Source organism: Paenibacillus sp. FSL H7-0940 (assembly GCF_037979415.1).
GTDB classification, from domain to species: domain Bacteria; phylum Bacillota; class Bacilli; order Paenibacillales; family Paenibacillaceae; genus Paenibacillus; species Paenibacillus amylolyticus.
The window spans coordinates 2,611,317-2,626,204 of sequence record NZ_CP150280.1 but is presented as its reverse complement, the minus strand read 5'-3'; the positions used below and the strand labels follow the sequence as shown (position 1 = coordinate 2,626,204).

12 protein-coding genes are annotated in these 14,888 nt (G+C 44.0%); 10 read left to right on the top strand and 2 right to left on the bottom strand.

Translation table 11 applies throughout. The features are described 5' to 3' along the window. The first annotated feature begins 4 nt into the window (after positions 1-4). Positions 5-400 (top strand): hypothetical protein, encoded by a 396-nt coding sequence (locus MHB71_RS11460; RefSeq protein WP_340029633.1) that lies wholly within the window; start codon positions 5-7, stop codon positions 398-400. A gap of 128 nt (positions 401-528) precedes the next feature. On the opposite strand, the gene MHB71_RS11455 is transcribed toward MHB71_RS11460, so the two are convergent. Then, a complete protein-coding gene (locus tag MHB71_RS11455; protein ID WP_340029632.1) occupies positions 529-2,253 on the bottom strand; it encodes a cellulase family glycosylhydrolase in 1,725 nt (574 codons plus the stop codon). A 260-nt stretch (positions 2,254-2,513) separates the two neighbouring features. On the opposite strand from MHB71_RS11455, the gene MHB71_RS11450 reads away from it, so the two are divergent. The 5 genes from MHB71_RS11450 (at position 2,514) to abc-f (ending at position 10,341) form a co-directional block, all read left to right on the top strand. Beyond that, on the top strand, positions 2,514-3,344 hold the full coding sequence (locus tag MHB71_RS11450) for an amidohydrolase family protein (protein ID WP_340029631.1): 831 nt from the start codon (positions 2,514-2,516) through the stop codon (positions 3,342-3,344). Positions 3,345-3,585: 241 nt separating this feature from the next. Next, on the top strand, positions 3,586-5,028 hold the full coding sequence (locus MHB71_RS11445; RefSeq protein ID WP_076318032.1) for a 6-phospho-beta-glucosidase: 1,443 nt from the start codon (positions 3,586-3,588) through the stop codon (positions 5,026-5,028). A gap of 424 nt (positions 5,029-5,452) precedes the next feature. After that, positions 5,453-6,283, top strand: a complete 831-nt coding sequence (locus tag MHB71_RS11440; RefSeq protein ID WP_047842771.1) for a PRD domain-containing protein — start codon at positions 5,453-5,455, stop codon at positions 6,281-6,283. A 211-nt stretch (positions 6,284-6,494) separates the two neighbouring features. Next, positions 6,495-8,384, top strand: coding sequence for a beta-glucoside-specific PTS transporter subunit IIABC (locus MHB71_RS11435; protein WP_340029630.1), 1,890 nt, complete (start codon positions 6,495-6,497; stop codon positions 8,382-8,384). Between the two features lie 487 nt (positions 8,385-8,871). Further along, positions 8,872-10,341 (top strand): ABC-F type ribosomal protection protein, encoded by a 1,470-nt coding sequence (gene abc-f, locus MHB71_RS11430; protein WP_076318030.1) that lies wholly within the window; start codon positions 8,872-8,874, stop codon positions 10,339-10,341. A gap of 144 nt (positions 10,342-10,485) precedes the next feature. Here the strand turns inward: abc-f and MHB71_RS11425 are convergent, their stop codons facing one another. Next, complete coding sequence (locus MHB71_RS11425; protein ID WP_076318029.1) at positions 10,486-11,076, bottom strand: biotin transporter BioY; 591 nt, start codon at positions 11,074-11,076, stop codon at positions 10,486-10,488. A 112-nt stretch (positions 11,077-11,188) separates the two neighbouring features. Between MHB71_RS11425 and MHB71_RS11420 the strand changes: the two genes are divergently transcribed. The 4 genes from MHB71_RS11420 to MHB71_RS11405 all read left to right on the top strand — a co-directional run bounded on the left by MHB71_RS11420 (position 11,189) and on the right by MHB71_RS11405 (position 14,861). Next, the gene (locus tag MHB71_RS11420; protein ID WP_340020241.1) at positions 11,189-12,043 is read left to right on the top strand and encodes an ATP-binding cassette domain-containing protein; all 855 of its coding nucleotides are present in this window, start codon (positions 11,189-11,191) and stop codon (positions 12,041-12,043) included. Beyond that, positions 12,028-13,791 (top strand): ATP-binding cassette domain-containing protein, encoded by a 1,764-nt coding sequence (locus tag MHB71_RS11415; protein ID WP_340029629.1) that lies wholly within the window; start codon positions 12,028-12,030, stop codon positions 13,789-13,791. Before MHB71_RS11420 ends, MHB71_RS11415 begins: the two co-directional genes overlap by 16 nt. Before the next feature lie 159 nt (positions 13,792-13,950). Beyond that, positions 13,951-14,250 carry a hypothetical protein gene (locus tag MHB71_RS11410; RefSeq protein WP_036608432.1) on the top strand — a complete coding sequence of 100 codons (300 nt, stop codon included), beginning with the start codon at positions 13,951-13,953 and terminating at the stop codon, positions 14,248-14,250. A gap of 149 nt (positions 14,251-14,399) precedes the next feature. Then, positions 14,400-14,861 (top strand): NUDIX domain-containing protein, encoded by a 462-nt coding sequence (locus MHB71_RS11405; RefSeq protein WP_340029628.1) that lies wholly within the window; start codon positions 14,400-14,402, stop codon positions 14,859-14,861. Positions 14,862-14,888: the final 27 nt, after the last annotated feature.

Here is a 14,888-nt window from a genome sequence, read left to right as displayed (position 1 = left end):
AGCAATGGATGAAGCATTGATTGTTGTATCAGCAGGACACAGTGCAGCGGGGATGAATTTTGTAGATTTATTACTGAAAAAGGGATTAGCCTTCGTTGTGCTTGTACACAGTGAAGAGGAACGGGAGCAACTTCAAACCCTTGGAGCATTTCCTGTGCGTTATATTCAAGAAACGGAAGGGATGCAACAGACTCGACCCGAATATATGGTCACAAATGCATTTGTGTTCGAGAATAATCTGCCTCAGTGTTGCCAGGATATCCAGTTGTGTCACAGCTGGTATCCGCAACATCTCTATGTCGTTTCCAGTAACAAGGCTCCAGTTGGTCTGGTATATAAAGGGCTTGGTGCGACGTATGTCATTCATAGCCAGAGTGGGAATGTTTCGTTTTTATTGTGAACGGTCATTCATAATGGATACGGATTATCTGATTAAAAGGAAAAACGTTCTGTTCGAACCGATGGCTCTGGACAGAACGTTTTCGTGATTACCACAGGTATAGATCAAGTGGGGAATCCTTATAACTATTATGAAGTTACGCCAACAACGCTGGTTCCATTTTTCGTGATTTTGTACGTCAGCACATCTCCATTCCAGAAATGGAACTTAAGCGTGACTTCGCCATCATTGGTTTCATTGAAGAAGTTAGGTTTCAGCTCAATCACATTACGTTCGTAATCTGGGCTAAATGTGTAGGAGAATTCTTTGAACGAAGTCCAGTTCTGTGGACCAGCATTTTCTCCGTTTGCATATGTTGCTTCCATCGTGGCCAGTTGGTTCCCGTTAAACGTAGTCGGAATGGCAAATGCACTGGTTGTACCTGTTGCATCGTTCAACTTAGGTGTGTCATATTTAATGATATTAAAGTTCCAGTCAGCACCTTCATTGAATCCAGCCGTGAGTGTGGCATTTACGCCCAAATCACCAGAGGTTGTCAATTTGGTTAACAGATTGGATTTTAACGTAAGCACATCTTTTTTGATCGTATAGTCTTTACCTCTTACAAGAGGGGTAGTGCCATTTTTCAACGAATTGAATTTGTTCCCATTCAGATTGAGTTTTACCTTCTTATCTTGAATGGCTTCATTTTGTTTAAGATATACGAGATCCGTTTCGGCTGTGGATGAGCGACCTGTCCAGCTGGCTTTCATGGTATCAAATAATTCCTGATCAGACCAAGTAAAACTTGTGCGACCGAAGTGTTGTCCGTTATCCCACAACATCGTTGTCATCTGTTTTTGACGCAGATATTGTCCAACAAATTCGAAGAATTTCAGTTTTTCGCCTTGCTCAATGACACCTGTGTGTTGATCAAAACCAAGCAAGCCATACTCACCAACGATAACCGGAATGCCTTTCGCTGTAAAAGCATTGTATACCCGATCAAAAGTGTCGGTAACGTCCTTCTGTACTTCCTCGTTATACTTGGTGTAACCTGCGATGTTCACACTGAATGGCCAGAACCCGTAGTAGTGAACGGTTGCAATAATATTGCTGTCATTCAATTTCTGAATGGTCTTATTCAGTTCATCCAGATCAGGTTGAGCGGAAGAGGTATGCATCGTTGGAAGTACAAGTGGACGTGTCTCGTTGTTTCCACCCGAAGTTCTTACGATCTTGTGAAAAGAAGTATTCAATTCGTCCAGCATGCGATATCCAATCGCTGCATCTGTTGTGCCGCCTTCGGAGAAACGTGGTTCGTTAACACTTTCGAACATGAGTTTATCGGATGCATCTTTGAATTTGTCCGCAATCTGAGTCCAAGCAGCGTTGTAACGTGCAAGCACGTTGTCATGGTCTTTCTCCATGTAACTGATCCAGCGCCAGGAATCATGGTGAAGATTGATCATGACGTAGAGATCCGCATCAAGCGCCCAGTCTACTACTTCCTGAACCCGATTCATGTAAGCGGAATCAATTGTGTAGTCGGGTGCGTCACCGATATGGGCTTCCCAGGTTACAGGAATACGGATACTGTTGTAGCCCTCATCTGCGATCGACTGAATTAGTTCCTTCGTAATGCGCGGGTTGCCCCAGGCAGTTTCATCTTCACCAACGGCGTCCAGAGAGTTACCCAGATTCCAGCCAGGCTCCATGGCGTTTACATAGGTCTGCATTTTGCTTGGAGCGGGTGATGCATTGGCCTGTTCGCTGTTGTCAGTTGCAGCTGAAGCCATAGCCGAGGAGAATAGAGATAGAATCATGGCAGTCACAAGCGTAAGAGAAAGGACTGATTTGCGGTTTTTTTTCATTAATATAGTCTCCTTCGAATAGAGAATGGTTGAACGTGAATAGCGGTTAAGCAGGGTGGAAATAGAGCTCAACGCAAACAAAAATTCACTTGTTTAATACTAGAATCACCACCGATTTATGTACTGAAAGCGTTTTCGTAATTTACTATATCATGATTTAATATTGGACAATACCTGCACAATTGGAATAAAAATCATGTGAAAATCAGTGATTGCTTTTTAATGATAATTAGATTTAAATACCCTGGGAGGGATCTAATATGAAGCTGGATGCACATCAACATTTTTGGGAATACAACGTCGCCGAGTACGGATGGATTGGAGAAGAGATGAAAGTCATTCGTCAATCTTTTCTTCCAAAAGATCTTGAACCTTTATTGGTCCAATCCGGACTGGATGGATGTATTGCGGTACAAGCCAGACAATCACTGACAGAAACCGAGTGGCTTCTGCAGTTGGCAGATCGGCATGAATGTATCAAAGGTGTTGTCGGATGGGTGGACCTTTGTTCGAATGAAGTTCGGAATCAGCTTGAATTGTTCGCGTCCAATCCGTATCTGAAGGGCGTACGTCATGTCATACAGGATGAACCTGATCTGAAGTATGTATTGAGAGAAGACTTTCAGCGCGGAATTTCATTGCTTAAGGAGTATGATTTGGCCTATGATCTGTTGGTGTCCAAGGAGCAACTGCCTTATGCCGTTGAACTGGTTAAGGCGTTTCCTGAACAGCGATTTGTACTTGATCATCTAGCCAAACCCGACATAAAATCAGGTATACTCTCACCCTGGAAAGAAGCGCTTGAGTCATTGGCCGCACAACCCAATGCGTACTGTAAACTTTCAGGGATGGTGACGGAAGCAGACTGGGCAAATTGGACTCCAAAGGATTTTACAGCCTATCTGAATATCGCCATAGAAGCCTTTGGTGCAGAACGGTTAATGTTCGGGTCCGACTGGCCCGTGAGCAACGTTTCAGCTATGTATTCTGAAGTATATGGTCTTATTATGAATCACATTAATACCCTACCTATATCAGATCAACAGATGATTCTTGGCGGCACATGTGCTGCGTTCTATCAAATATCGTAGTGGGCAATCCGAAGCTAAACCGGTTTCAAGAAGTTGACAACTGTTCTGATTCTTGCTAAAGTTTTATCCAATCCGCATATAATCATGATCTGGGAATGTTACCGATATGGGCATAACCTGAGCTGGCTTGTTTACACATTTTCGTGTATCCAGGCTGGTTCGGGTTTTTTCTATTTTGTCTTTTTAATATTCTAACGATTTGAGCGGGTAGCTGCATTACATATTTGGAAGGAGAATGATGATGACGAATTTTAAATTTCCTAAAGACTTTCTGTGGGGTGGAGCCATTGCTGCCAATCAGGCGGAGGGCGCGTATCTGGAAGATGGCAAAGGGCTGAGTATTGTTGACTTGCTTCCGACAGGAGAGAACCGCAGAAGTATTATGAAAGGCAATGTTCCGGCTTTTACACCGCTGGCTACTGAGTTCTATCCTTCGCACGAAGCAATCGATTTCTATCACCGTTACCATGAAGACATTGCTCTATTTGCAGAAATGGGATTCAAAGCACTGCGTGTCTCCATTGCTTGGGCACGGATTTTCCCGACAGGAGAAGATGCACAGCCAAATGAAGCCGGATTACAATTTTACGATAACCTGTTTGATGAATTGTTGAAAAACGGCATTGAACCTGTAGTTACATTAGCTCACTTCGATGTGCCTGTGCATCTGATCGAGAAGTATGGCAGCTGGAGAAGTCGTGAACTGGTAACTCTTTTCGAGACTTACGCTACAACGGTATTCACTCGGTACAAGAACAAGGTGAAATACTGGATGACATTTAATGAGATCAACATGCTGTTACATCTTCCGTTCCTTGGGGCGGGGCTGGCGTTTAATGAAGGGGATAACATCAAGGAAATTCAATATCAGGCTGCTCACCACCAACTGGTTGCAAGTGCACTGGCAGTCAAGGCATGTCATGAGATTATTCCTGGTGCCATGATTGGGTGTATGCTCGCCGCAGGAAGCTTCTATCCGTATACTTGTAATCCGGAAGATGTGTTCCAGGGCATGGAAAAAGATAGAGAGTCCTATTTCTTCATCGATGTGCAGTCACGTGGGGAATATCCGGGTTACGCCAAACGTTTCTTCAAAGATCACGAGTTGAATATTGTTATGCAGCCGGGTGATGCGGAAATTTTGAAGAATCATACCGTAGATTATATCGGATTCAGTTATTATTCTAGTCGTACAACCAGTACCGATCCGGAAGTTATCAAAAATATGACCAGTGGTAATGTATTTGGCTCGGTAGCCAATCCATATCTGGCGAAGTCCGAGTGGGGCTGGACGATTGATCCCAAAGGATTCCGTATTACCGCCAATCAACTACATGATCGTTATCAGAAGCCGCTGTTTGTTGTTGAGAATGGATTTGGTGCCAATGACGAGGTTACACCGGAAGGTGAAGTGGATGATGCGTACCGGATTGACTACTTGAAACGACATGTAGCTGAAATGGGTGAGGCCATTCAGGATGGGGTGAACATCATCGGTTACACCAGCTGGGGACCTATTGATATTGTAAGTGCCTCCTCAGGTGAGATGAGAAAACGTTATGGCTACATTTACGTGGATCGTAATAATGAAGGTCAAGGTGAGCTGACACGACTGAAGAAGAAGAGTTTTAAGTGGTACAAAAATGTGATCGAATCCAACGGAACAAACCTGGGTGACGCGTAGTTTATATTTTTCTGAATTAAAATGATCTTGTACGGTAATAAAACATCGGAAGTTTCATCTATATAAATTGAACTAAACATATACACAAAACGGAGAGGACAGAAAAAAGCTGGAGATAACAGCGATCGGAAGGTTGTTCTGTCATCGGAGTAGCTAGTGTAAATATTCTCTAGTTCAATTTATATAACCATGGGACTTCCGATTGTTCCTGCATTGAAAGCGTTGACATATAGTCAGGTTCGCGCTATACTTGACGCAATTATATCGTTTCTGGGATTGTTACTACTCGAAGTAGGCAAAACCTAAGCACCAAAAAAAGCAGACCACCATGTCTTGTTTATTTTGTGATGCTTCAGGTTTTTTTTGTATGCCCAAAAGACGATGTATAACTGCCAAGAGAGTGGAACGTGACGGGGGGATTGAAGTGAAAATAGCAAAGGTTATCAACAATAACGTCATTAGCATCTATCAGGCGGATGGAGCAGAGCTTGTGGTGATGGGACGTGGGATTGCCTTTAAGAAAAAGCCGGGGGATAAAGTAGACGAGACCCGCATCCAGAAAGTATTTGCATTGAAAAACAAACAAACTTCCGATAATTTCAAAATGCTACTGCGGGAAGTTCCGATGGAACTGATTGAAATTGTGGAAGAGATTATCACGTATGCACGTGAGAATCTGGGCCGAAAGCTGAATGAGAACATCTATGTATCTCTTACAGATCATATTAACTTCGCCATCGAACGTTATCGGGAAGGCGTGGAGATCAAGAACGCATTAATGTGGGAGATCAAACAGTTGTACAAGTCCGAATTCGAACTCGGCCTGAGGACGCTGGAACAGATCAATACCCGAATGAATATTGAGCTTCCACCCGATGAAGCCGCTTTTATTGCTCTTCATATTGTTAACGCAGAGATGAACGAAGAAGTTATTACAACGATGAATATTACGAAGTTTATCCAGCAGATTATTAATATAGCGAAATATCATTTCAAAATGGAATTTGATGAGGACTCTCTCAGTTATTTTCGCTTTATCACACATCTGAAGTTCTTCTCCCAGCGTGTGCTCAGTGGTACGCATTACGACAACAACTATGATCATTTCTATGACATGATTAAGGAGAAACATCCGGATGCCGCAGCGTGCACGGAGAAAATTGAGTTGTTTGTCAAAAAGGAATACAACCATGAGTTGACCAATGAAGAAAAGTTGTATCTGACGGTTCATATCGAACGAGTGGTTAATCGATAATATTTAAATGTTGACAAAAATGGTTTTATTATAATAATATGTGATTAACAGGAATTGAATACGATTTAACTGGGATTGTTACTGGTTATGCAGGCAAAACCTAAGTCATGAGAAGGTCAGGACCATTGTGTCCCCTTGCTCAAGGCTTAGGTTTTTTGCGTGCAAAAAAATCGGTAAGAGTCCTGTTTGAGAAAAAGTGGGGGTGCAGATCATGAGTCAAGAGAAACTGGCCAAAGAGATTGTAGAATTGGTTGGCGGTGAGAAAAATGTGGAATCGCTGGTTCATTGTGCAACACGATTACGGTTTGTATTGAAGGACGATGCCAAGGCAGACAAAGCCAAACTTGAGAAAACAGAAGGCATCATCGCAGTCAAAGAAAATGGAGGACAATTCCAGGTGGTTGTTGGTAACAAGGTGCCTGAAGTCTATAGTGCCATTGGACAGATCAGTAACATTCTGGACGATTCGTCAGATAAAGAAAAACCTCGCAAAGCAGCCAAAGGACTCGGGGGTATTATCGATATCATATCCAGCATCTTTGCACCACTTCTGGGTGTTATGGCGGGAGCCGGTATTCTAAAAGGGTTATTGTTGATTGCAAGCAATATTGGATGGCTGGAAACGACAGAAACAACATATACGATCCTGTATGCAGCAGCAGATAGTCTCTTCTATTTCCTGCCTCTCTTGTTAGCGGTTACAACAGCACGTAAATTCCAGGGGAATATGTTTGTTGCGATGACGATTGCAGGAGCACTGATCTATCCGTCCATCGTCACGTTGAAATCAGAGGGAACACCAACGGATTTCTTCGGTATCCCTGTCATTTTGATGAACTATTCATCTACAGTTATCCCTATCATTTTAGCTGTCATTGTCATGAGCAAGTTGGAGAAGTTCTTTAATAAAACACTTCACGATAGTGTGAAAAACTTTGTTACGCCATTGTTTTTGCTAGTGATTATGGTACCTCTGACATTGCTTGTATTCGGACCATTTGGCGTATACGTTGGTAATGGAATTGCAGCTGGACTGGTTGCCGCATTTGGATTCAGTCCATTGCTCGCAGGAGCCGTTATGGGTGCAAGCTGGCAGTTGCTCGTTATCTTCGGAATACACTGGGGCTTGATTCCGGTATTTATCAACAACGTTGCAGTGTATGGACAGGATGGCGTTAAACCGGCTGCGACAGCTTCGATCTTTGCTCAAACGGGCGCTGCTTTTGGGGTTATGCTTAAAACCAAGAACAAAAAACTGAAAACATTGGCGGGATCATCCACGTTGACGGCTCTGTTCGGTATTACGGAACCGGCTATCTACGGGGTAACATTACCACTGAAACGCCCATTCATTGCAGGGGTAATCGGTGGTGCAGTTGGTGGAGCTATCATTGGTCAAGCGGGCACATTGGCATTTGCATCCGGTGCACCAGGGTTGCTGACCTTGCCAATCTTCTACGGACCAGGTGGACAAGGTTTCCCAGGATTGATTCTGGGTATCGTAGTATCGTTTGTTGTTTCGGCTGTACTGACGTACATCATGGGCTTCAAAGATCCAGTTGAAGAAGAAACAAAAACCGAATCTACGTCATCCGCTAAGCAATCTGTTCGTGCAACGAATGCTTCAGACGAAAATGTATTTAGCCCAATCGAAGGAACAATTGTTGAATTGTCGGAAGTTCCAGATCCGGCCTTTGCATCGGGAGCAATGGGTAAAGGGATTGCGATTGAGCCAGCTGTAGGCAGAGTTGTAGCGCCTTTTGATGGTACAGTTACCGTTGCATTCAAGAAAAAACATGCCTTGGCTGTAGTATCAGACACCGGTGCTGAGATATTGGTTCATGTGGGAGTTGATACCGTTAAATTGGATGGGCAGCATTTTGTTTCCCATATCAAGGAAGGCGATCGGGTCCAAGCGGGAGATCTGTTGCTTGAGTTCGATATTGCACAGATTAAGGCTGCTGGTTATCATACGGTGACACCTATTATTGTAACCAACTCAGCCAACTACGAAGAAGTGATTCCGCAGGCTACAGGTCAGGTTAGTAGCCAAGAGCTTCTATTAAAATTAAGTAGCGGTAATGTTCAGGAACAAAAGTAGATTGATGTACTAATCTGATGGTATAGTGTTTTCATCGTTCCGTTGACATGGTGGAATTGGAAAATTATAATTAGAATTGTACATCTATACATCATAATGAAAGGTGGATTATTGAACATGACACATGCAATGAGACTGCGCTTCCTTCCTTTGAATCGGTAATTGAATACGTTCAAAGGCTCTGACTATCGGTTCAGAGTAAACGGGATCAGTCTGTCATTTTCAATCATCCTGACCTTAAGATAAGTGTTATACTCGCTTTCCCGTTTACGTTGAATCACAGGCCGTGGCCTGTGATTCTTTGTTTTTCTTCTGAATATCTATATCAGTTAAATAATTAGGTAAAGGCGCTCAATACAGACTACTGGAGGTAACCGCTATGATGACGTTACTGTTCTATTGATACGAGCTGGCACGATAAGCTCGTATCGATAGAAGCGTGCTTCGCTATCGATACGAAATAAATCTTATTTCGGAGGTAGCGAATATGGAAAAGATATGTTTTGAATTAGAACAGGTTGAGATGACCTATATGGATAAAGTAATACTGAACATTGAGCGACTGGCTGTGCATCAACTGGATCGCATTGGTGTAGTAGGTGTTAATGGTCAGGGTAAAAGTACACTGTTGAAACTCATTGCGGGGCAGATCCAGCCAACAGCCGGAAAGGTAAAACGTTTTGCAGAGTTTGGTTATATGGAACAAGTGGAACCACCCCAGTCTAACGAAAGTATCGAAGTTGACGGGGCTCTACTCAGTAAATTAGCCATACCTCAACACGATCAGCCATGGAGTGGTGGAGAACAGACCCGTTTAAAACTGGCTCAAATGTTCACTCATTATCATGAAGTACTGTTACTGGATGAACCAACAACACACCTGGATCAAGAGGGCATTACATTTTTACTGGATGAATTGCGTTATTATTATGGGGCGCTTGTGCTGATCAGTCATGATCGTGCGGTTCTGGATGAACTGGTGACCACGATCTGGGAAATCCATCAAGGTGAGGTTCACGTATATTCCGGCAACTATAGCGATTACCAGGCACAGAAGAGGCTGGAGCGTGAACAACAAAACCAGGCCCATGAGCAGTTCTCGAAGGAGAAGAGGCGATTGGAGCTGGCCGCCCGGGAAAAGATGAAGAAAGCCGAGAAAATCACGCAGGCTGGAAGCATGTCCAAAAAAGAATCCAAGGCAAAAACAAACCGTATGGTTGAAACCAAATCCAAAGGCACCAGTCAAAAAGCGGTCCACCGCGCAGCCAAAGCGATTGAACAGCGGATGCAACAACTTCTTGAGGTTAAAGCGGTGCAAGAGGATCGGCCTATGATCTTCCGTCAGCCAAAGACACTGGAGCTGCACAACCGATTTCCGATTATGGCAGATCGCCTTACACTTGAAGTGGAAGGTAACGTATTGCTGGAGGATGTAAGTTTTCAGGTTCCATTAAAACAAAAAATAGCGATAACCGGAGCCAATGGCAGCGGGAAAAGTACATTGCTTAACCATGTTTTCCATGCTGGGGATCACATCACAATGTCTCCAAAAGCAAAGCTCGGTTATTTTCAGCAAATGAGCTATCGTTTCACGACAAAAGAGACCGTATTACAATTCCTGAAAAATCGTTCGGAATATGAGGAATCTGAGCTGAGAAGTGCGTTGCATGCGATGCAGTTTACAGGCAATGACTTGCTGAAGAATGTTGGGACATTAAGTGGAGGAGAAGCGATTCGTCTTCAATTATGTCACTTATTTCTTGGACAATATAACATTCTATTGTTGGATGAGCCGACGAACTTTCTTGATATGCATGCATTGGAAGCATTGGAGCGTTTTATTAAGGCGTATGAAGGGACGATTCTGTATGTATCTCATGATCAGAGGTTTGTTGAAAATACAGCGGATCAACAATTTCATATTACAGAGCGCCAATTAATTCAGGTGAATATATAAGTTGAACTAAAGAAGATTTACACGGATCACTCCGATGATAGAATAACCTTCGAGGAAGAGAAGTAACAAAAACAGCCAAAGTGATTTTGGCTGTTTTTTTTTAGAATATGGAGGCTCGTGATCTAATAGGATATGTAGCTTCTATTAAGAATCCACCTTTATAACCGTGGAATGCATGTTACCTGTGAGACGTTGAGGTGGGAAAACCATTCGCACTGGCGCAATGATGATGGCAGCAAATACAGCTTTGATCAGATCCCCAATTATGTAAGGATAGAACCCTTGAATCATGGCCTCAGGTAAGTCCATTTTGAAAGCATAAGCAAGCCAAGGGACCCCCGAGACATACACGAGCAGTGAACCAAATAGTTCAAATACAACAAAAGCGAGTATGAATCCTGTTACACCTTTGATGTTGATTCGTGCAAGCAACAATCCAATCAATAATGCGGAGAACGGCCACATCATCACATATCCTCCGGTAGGTCCAAGAAGTACTGCAAGTCCTCCGGTCCCGTGCAGCAAGGGGAATCCAAGAGCGGTGAGCAGAACAACCATCGTGACACTTAGAAAACCATATAGTGGACCAAGTAATCCTCCGGCCAGCATGACAGCCAAAGTTTGTAATGTTATCGGTACAGGGGAGAAGCCAATGGGAATGCTTATGTAACCAAAAAGTACTAATATTGCGGCCATAAGTGCGCTGAATACAATGCCTCGCAAAGATAATTTCATGTTTGAACAATCCTCTCCATTTTGGTAATATGATTGTTAACCAATTATATAAATGTGGTTAACGATTAGGATCGTACCACATAACAATAGAAAGGGAAAGGACTAATTTACGATGCAAGGCAACCTGCCTATAATTACATTAGAAGATGTTCGAGTGCATTATGCTTCCGAAGGTAGTCAGGTGAGAAAAGCACTGGATGGGGTCTCACTTACGCTGCACCAAGGAGAATGGATTAGTATTGTAGGGGCGAATGGCAGTGGAAAAAGCACACTCGCTGGACTACTGATTGGATTCATTCCACTATCTGGAGGGGTACGGGATATCTCGGATGAACTTACCGTTCGGGGTGTACTGCAGCAACCGGATGCACAGGTACTAGGCGATACGATTGAAGAGGAGTTTCATTTTGCGCTGTCACCATTGATGGAATCTGTAGAAGAGCAATTGGAGCGCAGGCAGGATGCATTACATACCGTAGGACTTCAATATCCCCCGGAGAAGGCGGTCTCACAATTATCCGGTGGACAGAAACAACTGCTTAATATTGCTGTAGCGCTCGCAGCCAAACCGGATATACTGATTCTGGATGAGCCAACAGCCATGCTTGATCCGGGAGCAAGAGACCGTATCGAGGCCATCGTTCAGAAGATTACCCAGCGGGGTACAACGGTGATCTGGATTACACACCATCTGGAGGAAGCAACCCTGTGTGATCAAATCATTGCTATGGAGAGGGGACGTTGTGTGTACAACGGGGCGCCTGAGTCCTTTTTCTATGAAACAGAGTTGAATGAGAAGGCTACTTGGGAAAATGTACAGCTCTCTCCCTGTGAACGGTTAGGGTTGGACCCTCCTTTTACTGTAAAAACTGCGTTATTGCTCAAGCAAAAAGGTATGATGCCAGAAGCCATGCCACTGCGACCCGAGCAACTGGCTAAGGAGGTCGCACGTTGGGGATTGAGCTGACCGATATACGTATAGAAGCATCGGCATCGGGCAAACGTGCACTGCTTGAAGATGTGAGTGTACAGTTGAACAGTGGGGAAATCACCTTGTTGCTGGGCTGTACGGGTTCAGGAAAAACGACTTTACTACAGACGTTGGCTGGTCTAAGACCGCCCGATGCAGGAAGTATCACATTGGATGGCACTCCTTTCTGGAAAGAAGGAAAAGTGCCGCAGTCGATTTTATTGCAAACGGGACTATTGTTTCAATTTCCGGAACAACAACTGTTTGCCCGAAGTATTCAGCGTGAATTCTCATATTCTCTGCGTCCCTATCGACTTTCAGAGAAACAGCAACAAGAGCAGATCACAAAAGCACTGAACCAATGGGACCCGCCAGTATCCTCGGAGTTGGGCCGACGTTTTCATCTGGACAGGTCGCCATTTGCTCTAAGTGGGGGAGAGAAGCGCAGGCTTGGACTTGCTCTCGGAAGTGTGACCAATCCACACTGGCTTCTGCTGGATGAGCCGAGCGCAGGGTTGGAAGCGCAAAGTGTCGGGCTTCTGCTGGATGTATTGGAGCAACATCGTCTGGCAGGTGGTGGGGGTGTGGTAGCGACCCATGATCTGGATACATTTTTGCCTTGTGCGGATCGAGTATTGTTGTTGCAGGAAGGCCGTCTAATTGCCGATCTTACGCCGAGAGAACTTCACAAAAGGCCTGAACTGCTGGAGCAGACAGGGATTGGACTGCCACCATCGATGAGACTGGCACAGCAGTTTAGAGCAGCGGGTCTAGAGCTGCCTTTGACCGCGATGACGCCAGAGGAGATGGCTGAAAGTATTGTTCAATCCAAGTCAGTTGAGTTACAGATTCAAACCGAATCGAAAGAAACATCAGGTACGGTAACGATGGAACTCAAGAGCGATGTAATGAAGTATGAAAAAAAAGCACAGAAGCTGTCGTCCGTTGAAACTGAAGATGATCCAAAGCTTCTTCCGAACACCTTGACTCATTCAGGCGGATTATATGGCGTTATGGACCCGCGTCTGAAATGGATTTTGTATATTTTGCTGGTCACCGCAGCTATGCTTCAACAGCGATGGCTGGGATTGACTTTAACACTGGTGCCGGTAGTAGTAGCACTTGCCGTGCTCCCGCGTCAGACTTTGGCTGGATGTATGAAGTTAATGAAGCCATTATTATTCTTTTTCATCATCTCAACGGCGTTATCTGGGACAACTCTTTCAACAGAGGGAGGAGGTCTGCACTTTGGCTTTTCCCTGATGCAGGCGGAGGGCACTTTGCTGAATGTGTATCGTTTGTTTATCGTCACATTGGCAAGCCTTTGGTTTTCGTTGACGACGCCTTATGGGCGAATGGTAGAAGGGCTTAACTGGGTACTCGGTATCGGTAAAAAGATCAGGTTGCCCGTAGCTTCGTTTGCTCTTGCTGTATCGTTAATCTTTCGGTTTATCCCGATGATCTGGAGTGAGTGGCAGCGATTCTCACTGATCGTGCGGGCACGTGGAAAGGCAGCTTTAAGACCAAATACCGTTCGAATTCGTGACCTGGGTCCGATGGTGATTCCCTTGTTGATGGCACTGTTCCAACGTGCAGAGGATATGACCATTGCGATGGAAATGCGTAAAGTTAGAGAGCACTCTACGCTCGGAGGACGTTCATCGTTATTGGTATGGTCCAAACGCGATACCTGGATTAGCATGGCTGGCCTCATTGCTTTTGTACTTTTAATATGGATTCGCTAATGATGATGGCGATGATTAACGTGATTAATCCGGTGATGAATAAGACGATGGATTAGAACCATAAACGCAGTGTTTTCCAAAGATCATGCATAAATGCGTTTGTCCTCGCTCACAATAAGTGGACGTTGGTCATCTGAAGTGGATTAGGAGGGATAAACGATGAAAGATAAGTTTTTGCGTGAAGAACGGCAAGAATATACCGATGTGTCTACGGTGGAGTCGCAGCGAAACGATATCACACTCGAAGAATTCCCGGAGGGTCCTTACGGTTCATCTCTGTTATCCGAGTCTCTTGGGAAAAGTTCTCCGTGGCGGGTGGACCAGCGGTCTGCACATCGTTTTGATTATGAAAATCATGAGCTTCACGAGGGAGACGTACGGGATTATCCAGGTCAGGATGTTTTTGACGAAACGGTTCCGGATAACGTGTCCAAGCCTCAATATACGGAAGAATCGTAAAGGGATTTTGATATAAATTAGAGCGTAGCCTCCGACAGGTTTTATCCTGTTCGGGGGTTATTTTCGTTGTGTTTAATGAAAACAAATCTCCTCCAATTCCACATTATGGGTTATTATATTCTATATAAAACAAGCTAAGGAGACGGTCCATGGAGCAAGACTATATTAAGTATGTGAGCTCATTTGTTGGTAATTCCAAAGTGATCATGGTGGTTTCAGGAGCAATCGTGTTCGATAAGGCTGGAAGAATTCTATTGCAGAAACGGTCGGATAATGGATTCTGGGGATTTCCCGGTGGTTTTATGGAGATGGGAGAAAGTGTCCAGGAGACAGCCAAGAGAGAAGTCTACGAAGAAACTGGTCTAATACTGAACTCCATGGATTTATTCTCGATATATTCTGGGCCCCAGTACGAAGAGGTTTATGGTAATGGAGATGAAGTTGCATTAGTGCAAGTGATGTTTAAAAGCAAAGATTTTTCTGGAGCTATAATAGAAAGTGAAGAATCCATAGAAACAAGATTTTTTGATATACATTCTATACCAAAACATTTCTTGTCTACGCATAAGCAAATTATAGAAGATCTGAAAAGCCATAAAGATGGATCTTAAAGTTGGAGATAAAATAATCTAGGGGGC

Excerpts from the sequence above, each read along its gene's own strand:
- MHB71_RS11460 (WP_340029633.1), top strand. The coding sequence starts at position 5 with ATGGATGAAGCATTGATTGTTGTATCAGCAGGACACAGTGCAGCGGGG.
- MHB71_RS11405 (WP_340029628.1), top strand. The coding sequence starts at position 14,400 with ATGGAGCAAGACTATATTAAGTATGTGAGCTCATTTGTTGGTAATTCC.
- MHB71_RS11445 (WP_076318032.1), top strand. The coding sequence starts at position 3,586 with ATGACGAATTTTAAATTTCCTAAAGACTTTCTGTGGGGTGGAGCCATT.
- MHB71_RS11420 (WP_340020241.1), top strand. The coding sequence starts at position 11,189 with ATGCAAGGCAACCTGCCTATAATTACATTAGAAGATGTTCGAGTGCAT.
- abc-f (WP_076318030.1), top strand. The coding sequence starts at position 8,872 with ATGGAAAAGATATGTTTTGAATTAGAACAGGTTGAGATGACCTATATG.
- MHB71_RS11455 (WP_340029632.1), bottom strand. The coding sequence starts at position 2,253 with ATGAAAAAAAACCGCAAATCAGTCCTTTCTCTTACGCTTGTGACTGCC.
- MHB71_RS11450 (WP_340029631.1), top strand. The coding sequence starts at position 2,514 with ATGAAGCTGGATGCACATCAACATTTTTGGGAATACAACGTCGCCGAG.
- MHB71_RS11410 (WP_036608432.1), top strand. The coding sequence starts at position 13,951 with ATGAAAGATAAGTTTTTGCGTGAAGAACGGCAAGAATATACCGATGTG.
- MHB71_RS11435 (WP_340029630.1), top strand. The coding sequence starts at position 6,495 with ATGAGTCAAGAGAAACTGGCCAAAGAGATTGTAGAATTGGTTGGCGGT.
- MHB71_RS11425 (WP_076318029.1), bottom strand. The coding sequence starts at position 11,076 with ATGAAATTATCTTTGCGAGGCATTGTATTCAGCGCACTTATGGCCGCA.